This window comes from Delftia sp. S65, from assembly GCF_016516495.1.
In the GTDB taxonomy this organism is placed as follows: Bacteria; Pseudomonadota; Gammaproteobacteria; order Burkholderiales; family Burkholderiaceae_C; genus Comamonas; species Comamonas acidovorans.
Genome location: NZ_JACVUR010000061.1, coordinates 1 through 14,753 on the forward strand (window position 1 = coordinate 1; position 14,753 = coordinate 14,753).

General features: G+C 67.5%; 12 protein-coding genes and 1 pseudogene. 9 read left to right on the forward strand and 4 right to left on the reverse strand.

Features of this window, described 5'->3' with window-relative positions; translation table 11 throughout:
* The first annotated feature begins 141 nt into the window (after positions 1-141).
* From IAE24_RS27965 to IAE24_RS27975, 3 genes are read left to right on the forward strand one after another with little or no spacing between them, the layout of a single operon-like run.
* Positions 142-1,074, forward strand: coding sequence for a dioxygenase family protein (locus tag IAE24_RS27965; RefSeq protein ID WP_199961087.1), 933 nt, complete (start codon positions 142-144; stop codon positions 1,072-1,074).
* Between the two features lie 12 nt (positions 1,075-1,086).
* On the forward strand, positions 1,087-2,733 hold the full coding sequence (locus IAE24_RS27970; protein WP_199961086.1) for an ATP-binding protein: 1,647 nt from the start codon (positions 1,087-1,089) through the stop codon (positions 2,731-2,733).
* Complete coding sequence (locus IAE24_RS27975; protein WP_012204984.1) at positions 2,730-3,425, forward strand: response regulator; 696 nt, start codon at positions 2,730-2,732, stop codon at positions 3,423-3,425. The genes IAE24_RS27970 and IAE24_RS27975 overlap by 4 nt, the downstream gene beginning before the upstream one ends.
* A 27-nt stretch (positions 3,426-3,452) precedes the next feature.
* Here the strand turns inward: IAE24_RS27975 and IAE24_RS27980 are convergent, their stop codons facing one another.
* Both IAE24_RS27980 and IAE24_RS27985 read right to left on the reverse strand, forming a co-directional pair.
* Positions 3,453-4,763, reverse strand: a complete 1,311-nt coding sequence (locus tag IAE24_RS27980; protein ID WP_199961085.1) for an NtaA/DmoA family FMN-dependent monooxygenase — start codon at positions 4,761-4,763, stop codon at positions 3,453-3,455.
* 19 nt (positions 4,764-4,782) lie between these two features.
* Complete coding sequence (locus IAE24_RS27985) at positions 4,783-6,732, reverse strand: TonB-dependent receptor (protein ID WP_244386199.1); 1,950 nt, start codon at positions 6,730-6,732, stop codon at positions 4,783-4,785.
* 358 nt (positions 6,733-7,090) lie between these two features.
* Here IAE24_RS27985 and IAE24_RS27990 point away from each other — a divergent pair, with 358 nt between their 5' ends.
* A complete protein-coding gene (locus IAE24_RS27990) occupies positions 7,091-7,882 on the forward strand; it encodes an IclR family transcriptional regulator (protein WP_012204987.1) in 792 nt (263 codons plus the stop codon).
* 30 nt (positions 7,883-7,912) lie between these two features.
* Here IAE24_RS27990 and IAE24_RS27995 read toward each other — a convergent pair whose 3' ends face one another.
* Positions 7,913-8,728 carry an ABC transporter ATP-binding protein gene (locus IAE24_RS27995; protein WP_199961083.1) on the reverse strand — a complete coding sequence of 272 codons (816 nt, stop codon included), beginning with the start codon at positions 8,726-8,728 and terminating at the stop codon, positions 7,913-7,915.
* Between the two features lie 119 nt (positions 8,729-8,847).
* Here IAE24_RS27995 and fepB point away from each other — a divergent pair, with 119 nt between their 5' ends.
* The 3 genes from fepB to IAE24_RS28010 are packed head-to-tail and all read left to right on the forward strand — an operon-like array spanning position 8,848 to position 11,927.
* On the forward strand, positions 8,848-9,822 hold the full coding sequence (gene fepB, locus IAE24_RS28000) for a Fe2+-enterobactin ABC transporter substrate-binding protein (protein ID WP_043796279.1): 975 nt from the start codon (positions 8,848-8,850) through the stop codon (positions 9,820-9,822).
* A gap of 3 nt (positions 9,823-9,825) precedes the next feature.
* On the forward strand, positions 9,826-10,890 hold the full coding sequence (locus tag IAE24_RS28005) for a FecCD family ABC transporter permease (protein ID WP_199961082.1): 1,065 nt from the start codon (positions 9,826-9,828) through the stop codon (positions 10,888-10,890).
* Complete coding sequence (locus IAE24_RS28010; protein ID WP_199961081.1) at positions 10,887-11,927, forward strand: FecCD family ABC transporter permease; 1,041 nt, start codon at positions 10,887-10,889, stop codon at positions 11,925-11,927. The genes IAE24_RS28005 and IAE24_RS28010 overlap by 4 nt, the downstream gene beginning before the upstream one ends.
* A gap of 46 nt (positions 11,928-11,973) precedes the next feature.
* Here IAE24_RS28010 and IAE24_RS28015 read toward each other — a convergent pair.
* Positions 11,974-12,347, reverse strand: a pseudogene (locus IAE24_RS28015) (hypothetical protein).
* 228 nt (positions 12,348-12,575) lie between these two features.
* Here IAE24_RS28015 and IAE24_RS28020 point away from each other — a divergent pair.
* Positions 12,576-12,725: a hypothetical protein gene (locus IAE24_RS28020; protein ID WP_233630797.1), complete on the forward strand. Its 150-nt coding sequence runs from the start codon at positions 12,576-12,578 to the stop codon at positions 12,723-12,725.
* A 270-nt stretch (positions 12,726-12,995) separates the two neighbouring features.
* The gene (locus tag IAE24_RS28025) at positions 12,996-14,753 is read left to right on the forward strand and encodes a hypothetical protein (RefSeq protein WP_199961080.1); all 1,758 of its coding nucleotides are present in this window, start codon (positions 12,996-12,998) and stop codon (positions 14,751-14,753) included.

Below are 14,753 nucleotides of genomic sequence, written 5' to 3' on the forward strand. Positions count from 1 at the left end.
GGGCCAGGCGGGCGGGGGGGCCGGGGGCTGGCGGGCCGCCGCCCCATCCGCAGCAGTGATCGCGTGGCCCGGCGGGCCACGCCGCCGGGCTGTCTGCAACTCCACGGGCCTGCGCACGGGCCCTCATGAAAAGCCATCCCCATGAACCATTCTCACGATGCCCATGATCTTGCCCACGACCTGGGCCTTCAGCACGATCTGCAAGTCATGGCGCGCCGCCTGTTCGACCGGCGCCGCATGCTGGGCCTGATGGCCTCTGGCGGCGCCGTGGCGCTTCTGTCCGCCTGTGGCGGCGGTGGTGACGCCAGTGATTCGACAGGAACTGGCACGGGCACCGGAACCGGGACAGGAACGGGCACCGACACGGGTACGGGCACTGGTACGGGCACGGGGACTGGAACCACGACCGGCACCTGCATGGTCGATCCCACGGAAACCGAAGGCCCTTACCCCGCCGACGGCTCCAACGGCTCGCGCGGCAGCTTGGTCAATGTGCTGTCGCAAAGCGGCGTGGTGCGCAGCGACCTGCGCAGCAGCTTTGGCGGCATGAGCGGCACGGCTGCGGGCCTGCCGCTGACGCTCAAGATCACCCTGGTCAACGTCAGCACCAACTGCAGCCCGCTGGAAGGCTATGCCATCTACCTGTGGCATTGCACCCGCGAGGGCGAGTATTCGCTGTACTCCACCGACCTGCTCAACCAGAACTTCCTGCGCGGCGTGCAGGCGACGGACAGCAATGGCGAATGCACCTTTGTGACCATCTTCCCGGGCTGCTATGACGGGCGTTGGCCGCACATGCACTTCGAGGTGTTCCGCAGCCTCAACACGGCCGGCAGCTACACCAACAAGCTGCTGACCTCGCAGATGGCCATGCCCAAGGACGTGGCCAGCGCCGTCTATGCCGGTGTCAGCGGCTACAGCGCCAGCGTCTCCAACCTGTCGCGGGTCAGCGTGACATCGGACAATGTCTTCGGCGACAACACCAGCGAGCAGATCGCCTGGCAGACGCCCACCTTCACCGGAGACACCACCAATGGCCACACCGCCACGATATCCATCGGCATTGCCGTCTGACGCAGCAACTGAATGAGCCTCCGCCTCCCGCGCCTGAAGCTGCAGCACAAGGCCTTCTTCGCCCTGGCCGTGCTGCTGGTGGCCCTGCTGCTGGTGTTTCTCGGCTTCTCGCGCCTGGGGCTGCAGCGGGGCCTGGGCCCGTACATGGCCGAGGTGGAGCTGACCGGCATGGACGGGCTCGCCGAGCGGCTGGTCCAGCACCATGAGCAAAACGGCGGCTGGGATGCGGCGCGCGCCAACCCCGGTTTCTGGCGCGACATGGTGCGCCCTGGCGCAGGCATGGGCCGGGGCTTTCCTGCGGGCGAGCCCGGGCCACGGCCCCCCATGCCCATGTCCATGCCCATGCCCATGCCGGAGCCGAGGCCTGGTTTTGAGGGAAGCCACGGTCCGGGGCCGGGCCCGGAGTTTCCGCCGCCACCTGGGCCGGAAGGCGGAGAGCGTGCCGATCGCTCAGATCGCTCCGACCGTACAGACCGTACAGACCGCCCAGGCCCGCCGCCGGACCGCCCGTTCGGCGGCCCGTGGGCGCGCGTGGGACTGCTGGATGCCCAGGGCCAGCTCATCTCCGGCATGGCGCCGCAGCCCGGTGCGGCGCACCGCGTTCTGCGCGCCGCCAACGGGCAGGCCATTGGCGAGATCGTGCTGTCCCCCGTGCAGACAGGGCAGGGCATGCAGCGCGACCTGGACCGCGCCTTCCTCGCGCAGCAGATGGGTTTTGTGGCCTGGACCGGGCTGGCCGGCCTGCTGCTGGCGCTGTTGCTGTCGGCCTGGCTCACGCGGCGCTGGCTGGAGCCGCTGACCGCCTTCGTCGACGGCCTGCGCGGCATTGCGGCCGGGCGGCTGGACACGCGCGTGGCCATCAAGGGCGATGCGGAACTGGCTCGCCTTGCGGAAACCTTCAACGACATGGCCGTGCAGCTGGCCACCATGGAGGCCTCGCGCCAGCGCTGGCTGGCCGACGTGGCGCATGAGCTGCGCACGCCCCTGTCCACCATGCGCGCCGAGGTCGAGGCCGTGCAGGACGGCGTGCTGCCCATGGACGACCGCATGGCGCTGCGCCTGCACCGGCAGATCATGCGGCTGATACGGCTGGTCAGCGATCTGCGCGTGAGCCTGGACGACCCGCAGGCCCTGCACGGCTCGGGCCATGTGCCCGTGCATGTGCTGACCCTGCTGGGCGAGGCGCTGGACGGCGCGCGGCCCGGCTTCGAGCAGGTGGGCATCGGCCTGGACCGCTCCACCGTGGACCAGCTGGCCGCGCGCGTTCCGCCGCCGCTGGTGCAGGGCGACCCGCACCGGCTGCACCAGGTGTTTGCCAACCTGCTGGAAAACAGCCTGCGCTACACGGCTGCGGGCGGGCAGCTGCAGGTGTCCGCCGAAATCGTCCAGATGCAGGACCGCAGCATGCTGCAGCTGCGCTGGGACGACACGGCTCCCGGCGTGGCCAGCCAGCACCTGCCGCGCCTGTTCGACCGCCTCTATCGCGTGGACGCCTCCCGCGTGCGCGACGGCGACGGCCTGGGCGGCTCCGGCCTGGGGCTGGCCATCTGCCGCACCATCGTCCAGGCCCATGGCGGCAGCATCGAGGCCGCCGCCTCGCCGCTGGGCGGCCTGCGCATCACGCTGTGGCTGCCCTTGCTGGAAAATCCCGCGCCATGAAGCCTGCCCGCATCCTCCTGGTCGAAGACGAGACCGACATGGCCGCCATCGTCATCGACTACCTGCGCCATGCCGGCTACGAAGTCGAGCACATCCGCCACGGGCGCGAGGCGCTGGACCGCATGCTGCGCTCCCCGCCCGACCTCACCGTGCTGGACATCATGCTGCCGGGGCTGGACGGCCTGGACATCCTGCGCCAGTTCCGCCCCCACAGCGCCAGCCCCGTCATCCTGCTCACCGCGCGTGTCGAGGAAATGGACCGCCTGCTGGGCCTGGAGCTGGGCGCGGACGACTACATCTGCAAACCCTTCGCCCCGCGCGAAGTCGTGGCCCGCGTCAAGGCCGTGCTGCGCCGCAGTGCCGGCCCCGGCCCCGCGCAGCAACGCCTGACGCTGCTGCCCGAGCAGGGCCGCGCCATGCTCAACGGCAGCGTGCTGCCGCTGACCAAGCGGGAGCTGACCTTGCTGCAGGCCCTGATGCGCCAGCCCGGCCGCCTGTACTCCCGCGCGCAGCTGCTGGAGCTGGCCTGCGCCGACACGCTGGACGTGAACGAACGCGCCATCGACAGCCACATCAAGAACCTGCGCAAGAAACTCAAGGCGGCGGACGACCGCCATGAGTGGATTCGCTCCGTCTATGGCGTGGGCTTTGCGTTCGAGCCCGATGGCGGGTCCGACACGCGGGCGCAGTGAAGGCCAGGCGAGGGCAGGGCGCAGCCCCTACCTCGACTCGTCGAGGTGCTCCATGAACGTGGTGCCCGTGTAGCGGGAGCGGAACAGGCCGGCCTCCACCAGGCGCGGCACCAGCTGCTCCAGCACGCAATGCAGGGACTCGACGGAGCCGCCGGGCGCGGCCAGAAAGCCGTCGATGGCGCCGGCGGCGCTCCACTCGGTGATCTGCGCCACGGCATCGTCCACCGTGCCGACCACCTGCCAGTGCGCGGCGGAGAGGATTTCCGGCCGCTGCAGCAGCTCGTCGATGCGCAATGACTCGCGCTCCATCAGGCGCCTGAGCAGGCCCGCATGCGTGCGGCTGGACGGGGTTGCCACGGGCGGCGGAAGGTCGGCTGCGGTGATCGGCCGGTCTGCGGGCCAGTCCGTCAGGTCCAGGCCGACCATGGCCTTGATCGATGCCAGCTTGCGGCCTCTGTCCACCCGGCCGTGCGTCTGCTGGAACATCTCCCGGGCCTGCTCGCGGGTGTCGGCCAGGTACAGGCTCAGGCCGGGCAGCAGGCGCACATCATGCGCCTGGCGGCCATGGCGCTGTGCGCGCCGAGACAGGTCCCGGCGCAGCTCCAGCGCCGCGTCCAGGTCCGGCGTGGGCGCGAAAACAATGTCTGCCACCGATGCGGCAAAGTCGCGCCCTGTGCTGGACGCGCCCGCCTGCACCAGCGGAATGCGCGGGCCGCCGAACTCCGGCAGGTTCAGCGGGCCGCGCACCTTCAGGTGCGGTCCCTCGTGGTCTATGGGGTGGACCAGCGAGGCATCGGCGTAGCGGCCGCTGTCCCGGTCGATCTTCAAGGCCTCGTTGGGGAAGCTGGCCCACAGCCGGCGCACCACGTCGGTGAACTCTGCGGCCCGCGCATAGCGTTCATCGGCATCGGGCATGGCCTGCAGCCCGAAATTCTCGTGGCCCTGCAGGGCCGTGACGATGTTCCACCCGGCGCGGCCGTTGCTGATCCAGTGCAGCGACTGCAGCTGGCGCGCCACCGCATAGGGCGGGAAAAACGTGGTCGATACCGTGGACACCAGGCCGATGCGCGAGGTCTCGCGTGCCAGCGCTGCCATCAGCACCGTGGGGTCCAGGCTGGCGAAGCCCGCGCCCGTCTCCAGCGCCTCCATGGGCAGAAAGCTCACGTCGGGGCGGAAGACGAAGTCCAGGTGCGCGGCCTCGGCGCGCCGGGCCAGGTCCAGGGCGAAGTCGCTGGAGTACAGCCCTTCGATATTGCTGCCGGGCCGCCGCCAGGCGTCGCCGCTCAGCCAGGTGGGGGCCAGCGAAAGGCCGATGTGCAGGGGTTTGCGGGTTGTCATGTCTGCTGTCATTCCCATCTCAGAACGTTCCCCGCACGCCCACGCCGATCATGCGCGGCGCGGTCATGCTGGCCTCGATGCCGCCGATGCCGCGGTTTTGCTGCAGGTACGTCGGTGCGCGCCTGTCGAACACGTTCTTGATATAGCCGTACAGCTGCACGCGCGCGCTGTAGGCATAGGTCATGCGCAGGTCGGCGATGGTGTTGGAGCCGACCGCATAGGCGCGCGTGTTGGCGGTATCGGAGTAGTAGCCGTCCAGGTGGCGCACCTGGCCGGAGACATTGAACCGGGGGCTGGCGTCCCAGCTCACGCCCAGGCTCAGGTTGTAGCCGGGCGAGCGGGCGAAGCGGTTGTGCTCGTAGCCGGGGTTGCTGCCCATTTCCTCGATGCGGGTGCGCAGCACGCCCACGCCGGCCTTGATCCGCAGGTTGTCCAGCGCGCGGTAGTCGGCGCCCAGCTCGAAGCCGTAGGCATGGGCCTTCTCCGCGTTGATGGTGTAGGACTGGGCCACGCCCGGGGAGATGACGACGGGGATGTTGTACTGCGCATCCCGCATGTCCATGTAGAACAGGTTGGTGTTGAGCATCAGCCGGTCATCGAGCAGGCTGGCGCGGCTGAACAGCTCGTAGTTCCAGATCGACTCCTTCTTGAAATACGCCCATTGCCGGCTGGTGAGGTTCAGCGACACACCGCCCGGGTTGTAGCCCCGGCTGACCAGCGCGCCCACGGTCCAGCGCGGTGTGGCGGCATAGGCCAGGGACAGCTTGGGCAGCAGGGCCGAGAAGGTTTTCGTGTAGTCGAGGGCGGTGGGTGCCAGCACCGAAGTGCCGGTGCGCACCACCTCGTCCTGTTGGTAGCGCAGGCCGCTGGTCAGGGTCCAGCGGTCGGCCAGGCGCCAGTTCAGCTCGCCGAAGACGCCCAGGTTCTTCTTCGTGTCGTCGAAGGCGGACAGGCCGCGCAGCAGCAGGCTTTCGTCCGTGCCGGTGCGCGCGTAGTAGACGCCGCCGAAGCCGCTCAGGCGGTCCTTGTCGCTGCCCACCAGGGCGCGGAACTCATTGGAGACATTGTTCTGGCGGATATCGGCATCGCCCTCGCCGGGAATGCCCGTGTAGCGCTGCACGGACGAGCGCGAATACTGGGACTGGTTGACCAGCCGCACGCCGTTGCCCAGCTCGTAGCTGAGGTCGAGGATGCCGGTGTCGGTCTTCTGCTTCCAGCTGGGCATGGTCGTCGTCCAGTGCTCCAGCGCGTTGAACGGAGCGGACGCTGCCTCCTGGCTGGGGCGGTTGCTGTCGTTGTGGGAATAGGTGAACTTGGCCTCCAGGCCCGGAACGCTGCTGGGCAGCCACAGGAACTTCATGCGTGCGTTGAGTGCGCGGAAATCCTGATCGGCCTGGCCCCGCTGGAACTGCGGATTGGTGTAGTCGATGAAAGTGTCGCGCCCCGAGTAGTCCACGGCCAGCCGCGCGGCCAGCTCCTCGCCCACGGGGCCGGAGACGGCGATGGACGCACGCCGCGAGTGGTAGTCGCCCGCCTCCAGCTGGTAGGCCCCTTCGCGCTTGAAGCTGGGGTCCTTGGTGTTCACGACGATGGCGCCCGCAATGGCATTGGCGCCCTGCGAGGTGGTCTGCGGGCCGCGGAACACCTCGATGCTCTCCACATCCCAGACCGAGGTCGCGCCGAAGAACATCTCGTTGTAGTTGAGGTAGTGCCCATCCAGGTTGATGGTGGCGCGCGGCACCGTGCCGCCCCAAAAGACGTTCTGGCCGTTGTTGGGGCCCTGCGTGTCCTGCCCTCGGATGATGGGCGCGCCCACCGTGTCGGTGTAGACCACGTTGGGCACATCGTGCAGCACCTCGTGGACCGAGGCATTGCCGGACTCCTGGCGGGCCAGGTCCTTGCCGGCCTTGACCGACACGGAGGAGGCCGTGTCCTTGAGTTCGCGCCTGACCTTTTCTCCGCTGACCACGACCGCTTCAAGCGCGTTGGATTCCCCCCCGGAACCCGACGCGCCCTGTGCAAAGGCGCCGGCCGGCGCCATCAGGGTAGAGAGTGCGATGGCGCCCGCCCGGGACGGGAGCCTGCGATGGAAACACAGCTTCACAGCATCTTCCTTTGATGAGAATGATTCGTATTTTTCAAAGGTCGCCATCATGCATTGAAATTCCACAGTAGGGAATGCATTCCCACATGCGGAAGGAAGAAACAGCGGAGAAATGGTGTGCGCGCACCCGTGCAGAGCCTTCGGCAGAGCCGGTATCATCGACACCGGCGGCGCCTGCGCCCCCACCTGCGATGCGCCTGGTACAGGCAAGAAAGCCCAGCCCTTGAAAACAACAACACCTCAGACGACAGCCGGCGAGAAGCGCTCCGGCACCATCCAGTCCGTCTCCATCGCCACCCGGTTTCTCATGGTCCTGGCCAATGCCGAAAGCGAACTGGCGCTGGGCGAGGTGGCCCGGCGAACGGGAACGGGGGGCTCCACGGCCCACCGCTACCTGCAAAGCCTCGTCAAGGAAGGCCTGGCCAAGCAGGACCCGGCCAGCGGCCTGTACGACCTGGGCAGCGCGGCGCTGAGCATCGGCATTGGCGCGCTCAAGCGTGTGGATGCGGTGGAGATTGCGGCGCAGCGCATGAAGGCGCTGACGCACAGCCATGCGCTCAGCGGCGGCGTCGCCATCTGGACCGACCGGGGGCCGACCCTGGTGCGCTGGTACCGCAGCGCCTACTTCTCGATCAACCCGCTGGCGCTGGGCGACATCCTGCCCATAGACAACACTGCCTGCGGCCTGGTGTTCCAGGCCTTCCTGCCCAAGGCCACCATCGACGCCGCAAGGCGCCAGCAGCCCGCCCATTTCCGTGGCAAGCCGCCGGCCAAGGCCGTGCTCGACGAAGTGCGCGAGCGCTGCTGGTCCGAGATGACCAGCCACCTGCTGTCCAACGTCACGGGCCAGGCGGCGCCGGTGTTCGATGCGCAGCATGAAATCGTCTGCGCGGTCACCACCGTCTCGGACCTGGGCCAGCTCAAGTCGCCGCAAGACCGGGTCGCACTGTTCCGCGAGGCCAGCCTGATCAACCAGTCCACGGGCGGGCGGGCCTTCAGCGCAGATTCGCCTTGAAAGCCGCGCCGGGAAAAATGCCCGGGCGCCTCAGTTCCCTGCGGCGCGCTCCATGGCATTCACGGCCCTGCGCCCCCTGGGCACCACCAGCGGCGTCCCCGACACAGGGTCTGCCATGATCACGGCCGGCAGGCCGAACACTTCCTGCACCAACTGCTCCGTGAAGATCGCCCCGGGCGCGCCCTGCGCGGCAATGCGCCCGTCGCGCATGGCGATCAGGTGCGAGGCATAGCGGCAGGCCTGGTTGAGGTCGTGCAGCACCGCAACCACAGTGCGGCCGGCGTCGTTGAGATCCGCCAGCAGCTCCATCAGCTCGATCTGGTGGGCGATGTCCAGGAACGTCGTGGGCTCGTCCAGCAACAGGATCGGCGTCTGCTGCGCCAGCACCATCGCAATCCACACCCGCTGGCGCTGGCCGCCTGACAGCTCGTCCAGCAGGCGGTCTGACAGTGCTGCCACATCGGTGGCCTGCATGGCCTCGGCCACGGCCTGCTCATCCGCGTCCGTCCACTGCCTCAGGAAGGATTGATGGGGGTAGCGCCCCCGCGCCACCAGGTCCGCCACCGTGATGCCCTCGGGCGCCATCGCGCTTTGCGGCAGCAGGCCCAGGCGCCGCGCCACCTCCTTGGCGGGAAATTGCGAGATGTGCCGGCCATCCAGGATGACCTGCCCGGCCACCGGCACCAGCAGCCGCGACAGCGCGCGCAGCAGGGTGGACTTGCCGCAGGCATTCGGCCCCACGATGACGGTGAAGGAGCCATCGGGAATGGCAAGGGACAGGCCCTGCGAAATCGTGCGCTCGCCGTAGCGCAGCGTCACCGCATCAGCACTCAGGCGCTGCGTCATGGCCGGTCATTTCCCACAATCGATAGGTCCTTCGGTGTTTGCAATGTGGAATGAATTCTACAATACGGAATACGCTGAAGACGCCGCCCTGGCGCCCGGCCCTGTCGCTTCGGATCGAGATGAACAGACTCAAACTTGCCGCCCTGGGCGCGGCCGCCGCACTGGCCGTGCTGGCCTGTTTCGCATGGTTTCCACGTGCCGCCGTTCCCGTGGCGGGCGCCGCACCGCATACATCGGATACGCCGGCTGCAGCACACGCAGACCATGCACCGCTGCCCCGGCGCATCGTCTCCACCTCGCCCAGCGTGACCGGCATCCTGCTGGCCATCGATGCGCCGGTCGTTGCGACCGCCGCGACCACGCCCAGCCGCATGACCGACGACAAGGGCTTTTTCTCGCAATGGGCCGCGGTTGCCGACAAGCGCGGCGTGCAGGTGCTCTACCGCAACCTGCAATTCGACATTGAGGCCGCCATCGGCGCCAGCCCCGACCTGCTGGTGGCCTCCGCCACCGGGGCCGACAGCGTGGCCCAGCACCGCACCGAACTGCAGGCGCAGGGCGTGCCCATGGTCGTGGTCGACTACTCCAGCCAGTCCTGGCAGGACATCGCCACCGAGCTGGGCCGCATCACGGGCCATGCGAAGCAGGCCGCCGCAGCCATTGCCCGCTTCGATGCCCATGTGGCGCAGACCGCCGCCTCCATCACGCCCCCGGCCCAGCCCGTCAGCATCGTCGCCTACAACCTGGCCGGCAGCTACTCCATAGGCCGCGCCGCCAGCCCCCATGCGCGGCTGCTGGCCGCACTGGGCTTCAAGGTGGAGGGCCTGCCGCCCGCGCTGGCCGCCCAGGTCACACGCGCCTCGGACTTCGAATTCATCTCCCGCGAGAATCTCTCGGCTGCCATCACCGGCGACTCCGTCTTCCTGCTCGGCGCCTCGCAGGGCGATGTGCAGGCCTTCCTGGACGATCCGCTGCTGGCCAACCTGCCCGCCGTTGCCGGCCGGCGCGTCTATCCGCTGGGCCCGACCTCGTTTCGCATCGACTACTACTCGGGGCAGCAGATGGTCGACGCCGTGGCAAGCCATTTCCGCTGAGCCATGCGTGCACGGCTCCAAGGCGCGGCGGCGCGGCCTGCCCAGCGCTCCTGTTTGCGCTCCTCCCTGCACTGCAGGCGTTGGCTGGGCCTTGCAGGCGGGCTGCTGGCGCTGGCCATCATCGCCGTGCTCGGCATCACCGTCGGCTCGCGCGACATTGCGCTGGCCGACATCCTCGGCGCGCTGCGGGCTCCGGACCTGCGTGATGACCAGCACCTGATCGTCAGCCTGCTGCGCATGCCCCGCACCGTGGTGGCCATCCTGGCCGGCATGGCGCTGGGCGTGGCCGGCGCGCTCATGCAGGCCGTCACCCGCAATCCCCTGGCGGAGCCGGGCCTGCTGGGCGTCAACGCGGGTGCGGCGCTGGCCGTGCTCATCGGCATGACGGCCTTCGGCCTGACGTCCGTGCTCCAGTACGTCTGGTGCGCCTTTGCCGGCGCGGGGCTGGCGGGCGCTGCCGTCTTCGCGTTCGGCCAGTCCCGGGGCGCGGGCGCGCACCCGGTGCGCCTGGTCCTGGCCGGGGCCGGCCTGTCGGTCATGCTCACCTCCAGCGCCGGCATCATCCTGCTCAACGCACCCCCGGAAGTCTTCGACGGCTTTCGCCACTGGGCGGCCGGTTCCCTGGAGGGCAGCGGCTATGCCAGCGCCGCCGTGCTGGCGGCCGCCGTGGCGGCGGGGCTGGCGGCGGCCTGGGCCATCGTCGGCCAGCTCAACGCCATGGCGCTGGGGCATGACGTGGGCCTGGCGCTTGGCGTCAATGTGCGCGCCACCGCGCAACTGGCCTGCCTGGCGGTCATGCTGCTGGCCGGGGCGGCCACGGCGGCCGTGGGCCCCATCGCCTTCGTCGGCCTGGTGGCGCCGCATCTTGCACGCCTCTCGTGCGGGCCGGACTACCGCTGGATACTGCCGCTGTCCGCGCTCTACGCGGCGGTGCTGCTGCTGGGTGCCGACGTGCTGGGTCGCGTCGTCGCAGCACCTGCCGAAGTGGCTGCGGGCATCGTCGCCTGCCTGATCGGCGGGCCGTTCTTTGTCTGGGTGGCGTGCAGATACCGGTTGAGCAGGCTATGAAGACCTCCGTGAACACATCCGTTGTGCGCTGGGGAGCCTGTTCGTTTCTCTGGCGGCCCAGGCCGCTGGCCGTGGGCATGGCGCTGGTCGTGCTGGCCCTGGTGCTGGGGGTGCTGCTGCTGGGCACGGGAACCCTGTCCCTCAGCCCCGCCGAAGTGCTCGACAGCCTGCTGGGCACGGGCTCCAACCCCGCAGCTGAGCGCATCGTGCAGCGGGTGCGGCTGCCGCGTGTCCTCACGGCCGTCTTCGTGGGCGCATCGCTTGGCATGGCGGGTGCCATCTTCCAGTCCATCTCCCGCAACGCGCTGGGCTCGCCGGACGTGATCGGCTTCACCACCGGCGCGGCCAGCGGGGCGATTGCGCTCATCGTGCTGGGTGACGCCGGGCCGCTGTGGACATCGCTGGCCGCCGTGCTGTCGGGCATGGCCACAGCGGCGGTCGTGCTTGCGCTGTCCGGAGGCCGGCGTGCTGGCGGCGGCTACCGGCTGGTGCTGGTGGGCATAGGCGTGGGGGCCACGCTCTCGGGCCTGAACACCATCTTGCTGGTCATGGGTGACCTGGACCGGGCCGTCGCCGCGCAGCGCTGGCTGGCCGGCTCGCTCAGCGCGCGGACCTGGGCGCATGTCGTACCCGCCGCGCTGGGCTTCATCGCCATCGTACCCATCGTGCTGTGGTGCGCCCGCCGCATCAACCTGCTGGAGCTGGGCGACGATGCCGCCACCCAGCTCGGCGTCAACGTGCCGCGCACGCGGCTCACCATGGTGATGGCTGCCGTGGCCCTCACCGCCATCGCCACGGCAGCGGCAGGGCCCATCGCCTTCATCGCGCTGGCCGCGCCCCAGGTGGCCAGGCGCCTGGGCCTGTCGCCCGACGTGCCCCTGTTCACGGCGGCAGCCATGGGCGCCGTTCTGCTGCTGGCGGCCGACATGCTCAGCCAGTGGGCACCCGTGCGCCTGCATCTGCCCATCGGGTTGGTAACGGGGCTGCTGGGCGGGGTGTATCTGCTGTGGCTGCTGTTTCGCACACGCAAGGGATAGACGGCGGTGCAAGGTGCAACGGGGCGCAGACCCAGTACTTCCGGGACTACCTGACGCCGCGCGCCACCGCAGGCCCCACCACGGTGTACACATGCCCGGCCTCTTCGGCAGCCACCTTGGCCGCCTCGCTGCGGCGCACCTCCGCCTGGTCCTCGTACTCGCAGTTCATCACCCGGGCTTCACTGCCCGCGAACTCCGCCAGCGATTCAGCGCTGTTGCGAATGGTCACCAGCGCCTGCGCCACCACGTCCAGCCGCTGATGGCCCTCGGGGATCTCCAGCCAGGCCAGCGCCAGCTGGGCCAGGGCGGAAACCTCGGCGCACAGCCTTGCTGCACGAAACGGTCCATTTCGTGTAGCGCTGTTGCGAGCTTCTGGGTCTGGGTGTTTTCGGGGGGAGGGGATGGGGGGATGTGCTTCATGGGTTCGACTCTCCACGAAGCATTCCATTGGCGTCTGACATTGCATCTCCTTCAGAAAGGGATGATGCTTGCCGGTTTGCCGTGACGCAGATACTACGAGTTGCGTAGCTGATTGACAGGGCTTTCAAGAAGATGGGGGCTGCCGGATGGACTTGAGGCAGGTGCCTACCAGTTTGTGGTTGGCCACGGGTCAATCGCTATGAGCTGGGGAAACACAGACCAGACCTCCTGACCGCGCGCAAGTTGGCGGAAGTGCTCAAGGTTCCGATGGCGTTTTTCTATTCGGATACGGATGATGAGGTGGCGGAGTTGTTGCTCAGGTATGGGCAGGCGAGCAGGGCGGTGCGTAAGAGGGTGAGCGAGGTGTTGAACGGGTAGGGCGTTTGGGTTGCGTGGAAGGCGGATTGCGACGGCATTAGTGCCGTTCGATTTTTGTCGGCCTATGTCTGCGATGCAGCGATTGCAGTCCATCGACTCGTCCATCTCGGGGACTTGAAGGTGTCCTTCAACGTTGAAGCTGAACCGCGAGCGGCGGCATCCCAGATGCCCTCTTGCCGGAGGCGGCTTCGAGCTGATACGGCACCATCAACAAGTAGGCAACAAATTGCTACTATCTTGCAAAGGGTGTTCACAGTCATAGGAAGGGAAATGGCTTTGCCCGTATTCATCAGTGACGTCGAAGATGTACTTGCCTTGCGGGGTCTGGAGACGCCCGACTTGGCTGCGCTCCAAGCCACGCATCAAAGCTACCGCGCGCTGCTACTCCAGCCGTCGGGTCCCATCTACGCAGACTCCCACCGAATTGGGCACCTAGACTTGGCCATCGCAGCCGCCAGGGCCGACGCCCTTCTCGCGATGGCCGCAGTGCGTGGTGACCAGCTCGTGGTCACGCCGGAATACTTTCTCCCGGTAAGCTCGCTGGCGAAGGCGGCAAAGGGTGGGCCTTTTCCCGCAGACGGCGCACTTTGGGTGCTGGGATGCGAAAGCATGACCCCCGAGAGACTCGAGGCCTTTAAAGCTGACTGCGCTGGCCATTGCGACGTAATCTACGAAGATGACCCTGCGCCAGCGGTGCAGGGCAACTACTTTGACCCCGTAGCGTATTGCTTCGTCACTCGTGACTCGCAGCAGGCGCTCAAGCGGGTCGTCTTGTTCCAGTTCAAGACTGCGCCATCTAGGGATGACCACGGCTTTGAAAACAAACAACTGCGCTGTGGCCGCGCCATCTATCGGTTCCAGGGCAAAGACGGGTACATCAAGCTATCTACCATCATCTGCTCCGACGCGCTGGACCTGGGCGAGGACCTTGATGCCAATAAGAAGCTGTCGGACAGAGCTATCCTCATCCACATCCAGCTGAACCCGAAGCCCAAACACACCGACTACCGCAGGTACCGCAATGAAGTCTTCCGACGCAGTCCGGTCGCTACCGACTGCGACATCGTCTGCTTGAACTGGGCTCACAACGTCGTTCAACACGACTCCCCCGCCCACGCGAACGCCTGGAAGAACGAGAGCGGTTCAGCTTGGTATGTACCCGAGCGTCGCTGCTCAGTGAAGGATGACGAGGTTGCCAACAATGAGGCCAAGGGCCTTTACTACACTTGGCATGAAAAGCGGCGCCACGTCCTGCACTTCCACTACGACGAGGCCATCTTTGCGCTGACGGTTCCCAAAGTCATGCAGGATGGCCCGGCGGTCCACGACGTGCTCATCGGACCGCAGCTAGATGCGCGCTTCGACTGGGACGCCGATGCTGGCGCATGGATGGCAAGCACGAGCGGTCCAGAGACGGGGTGGAGCGACGTCATCAACGCCAACCCGGAAGTCACCGCAGCATTCCAAAGCCTGCAGGACATCGCGAACCGGCTGCACATCGAGCGAGCCATATCGCTTTCATGCGGTCCTCCCAGCATGAAGGACCAGTGGCATCGCGTGAACAACCTGGACGTGTGCCGCATCCCGGAGTCTGAAGTCGTAGCCCGCGCCACCCTTCAGCTCGACCGCGACGTCGCAGCTTCTGAGGAACGTAATAGACGTATCACCCGCGTTGCGACCTTGGGGCACATCCTTCAGACGGAGAAGTTGCCCGTGCAAATCAGAGACCTTGCCGGCGGCGGTGCCTCGATAACGTGGTCTCCCGACTCTCCAAACACCAATGTCATCAAGACCGGCGTGCGTCCGGCTCTGGTGGCCTACCTCGGTGACAACCCGCCGATGGATATGGTCAAGAGGATTGGTGAGAACGCGTTCGAACTCCTGCGAAAGGAAAACAAGGACCACAAGGAGCGCGTGGCCATCTGCTATCGCACGGTCGCTGGCGTTACGAAATTCGCCGACATAAAGCAGCAGACTGACATTACCTACGATGGAAGCAGCATGGCGTCCATCACAGGAGGACAGTGA

Coding starts and splice junctions, on each gene's coding strand:
- IAE24_RS27965 (WP_199961087.1), top strand. CDS start 142: ATGAACCATTCTCACGATGCCCATGATCTTGCCCACGACCTGGGCCTT.
- IAE24_RS27970 (WP_199961086.1), top strand. CDS start 1,087: ATGAGCCTCCGCCTCCCGCGCCTGAAGCTGCAGCACAAGGCCTTCTTC.
- IAE24_RS27975 (WP_012204984.1), top strand. CDS start 2,730: ATGAAGCCTGCCCGCATCCTCCTGGTCGAAGACGAGACCGACATGGCC.
- IAE24_RS27980 (WP_199961085.1), bottom strand. CDS start 4,763: ATGACAACCCGCAAACCCCTGCACATCGGCCTTTCGCTGGCCCCCACC.
- IAE24_RS27995 (WP_199961083.1), bottom strand. CDS start 8,728: ATGACGCAGCGCCTGAGTGCTGATGCGGTGACGCTGCGCTACGGCGAG.
- fepB (WP_043796279.1), top strand. CDS start 8,848: ATGAACAGACTCAAACTTGCCGCCCTGGGCGCGGCCGCCGCACTGGCC.
- IAE24_RS28005 (WP_199961082.1), top strand. CDS start 9,826: ATGCGTGCACGGCTCCAAGGCGCGGCGGCGCGGCCTGCCCAGCGCTCC.
- IAE24_RS28010 (WP_199961081.1), top strand. CDS start 10,887: ATGAAGACCTCCGTGAACACATCCGTTGTGCGCTGGGGAGCCTGTTCG.
- IAE24_RS28025 (WP_199961080.1), top strand. CDS start 12,996: ATGGCTTTGCCCGTATTCATCAGTGACGTCGAAGATGTACTTGCCTTG.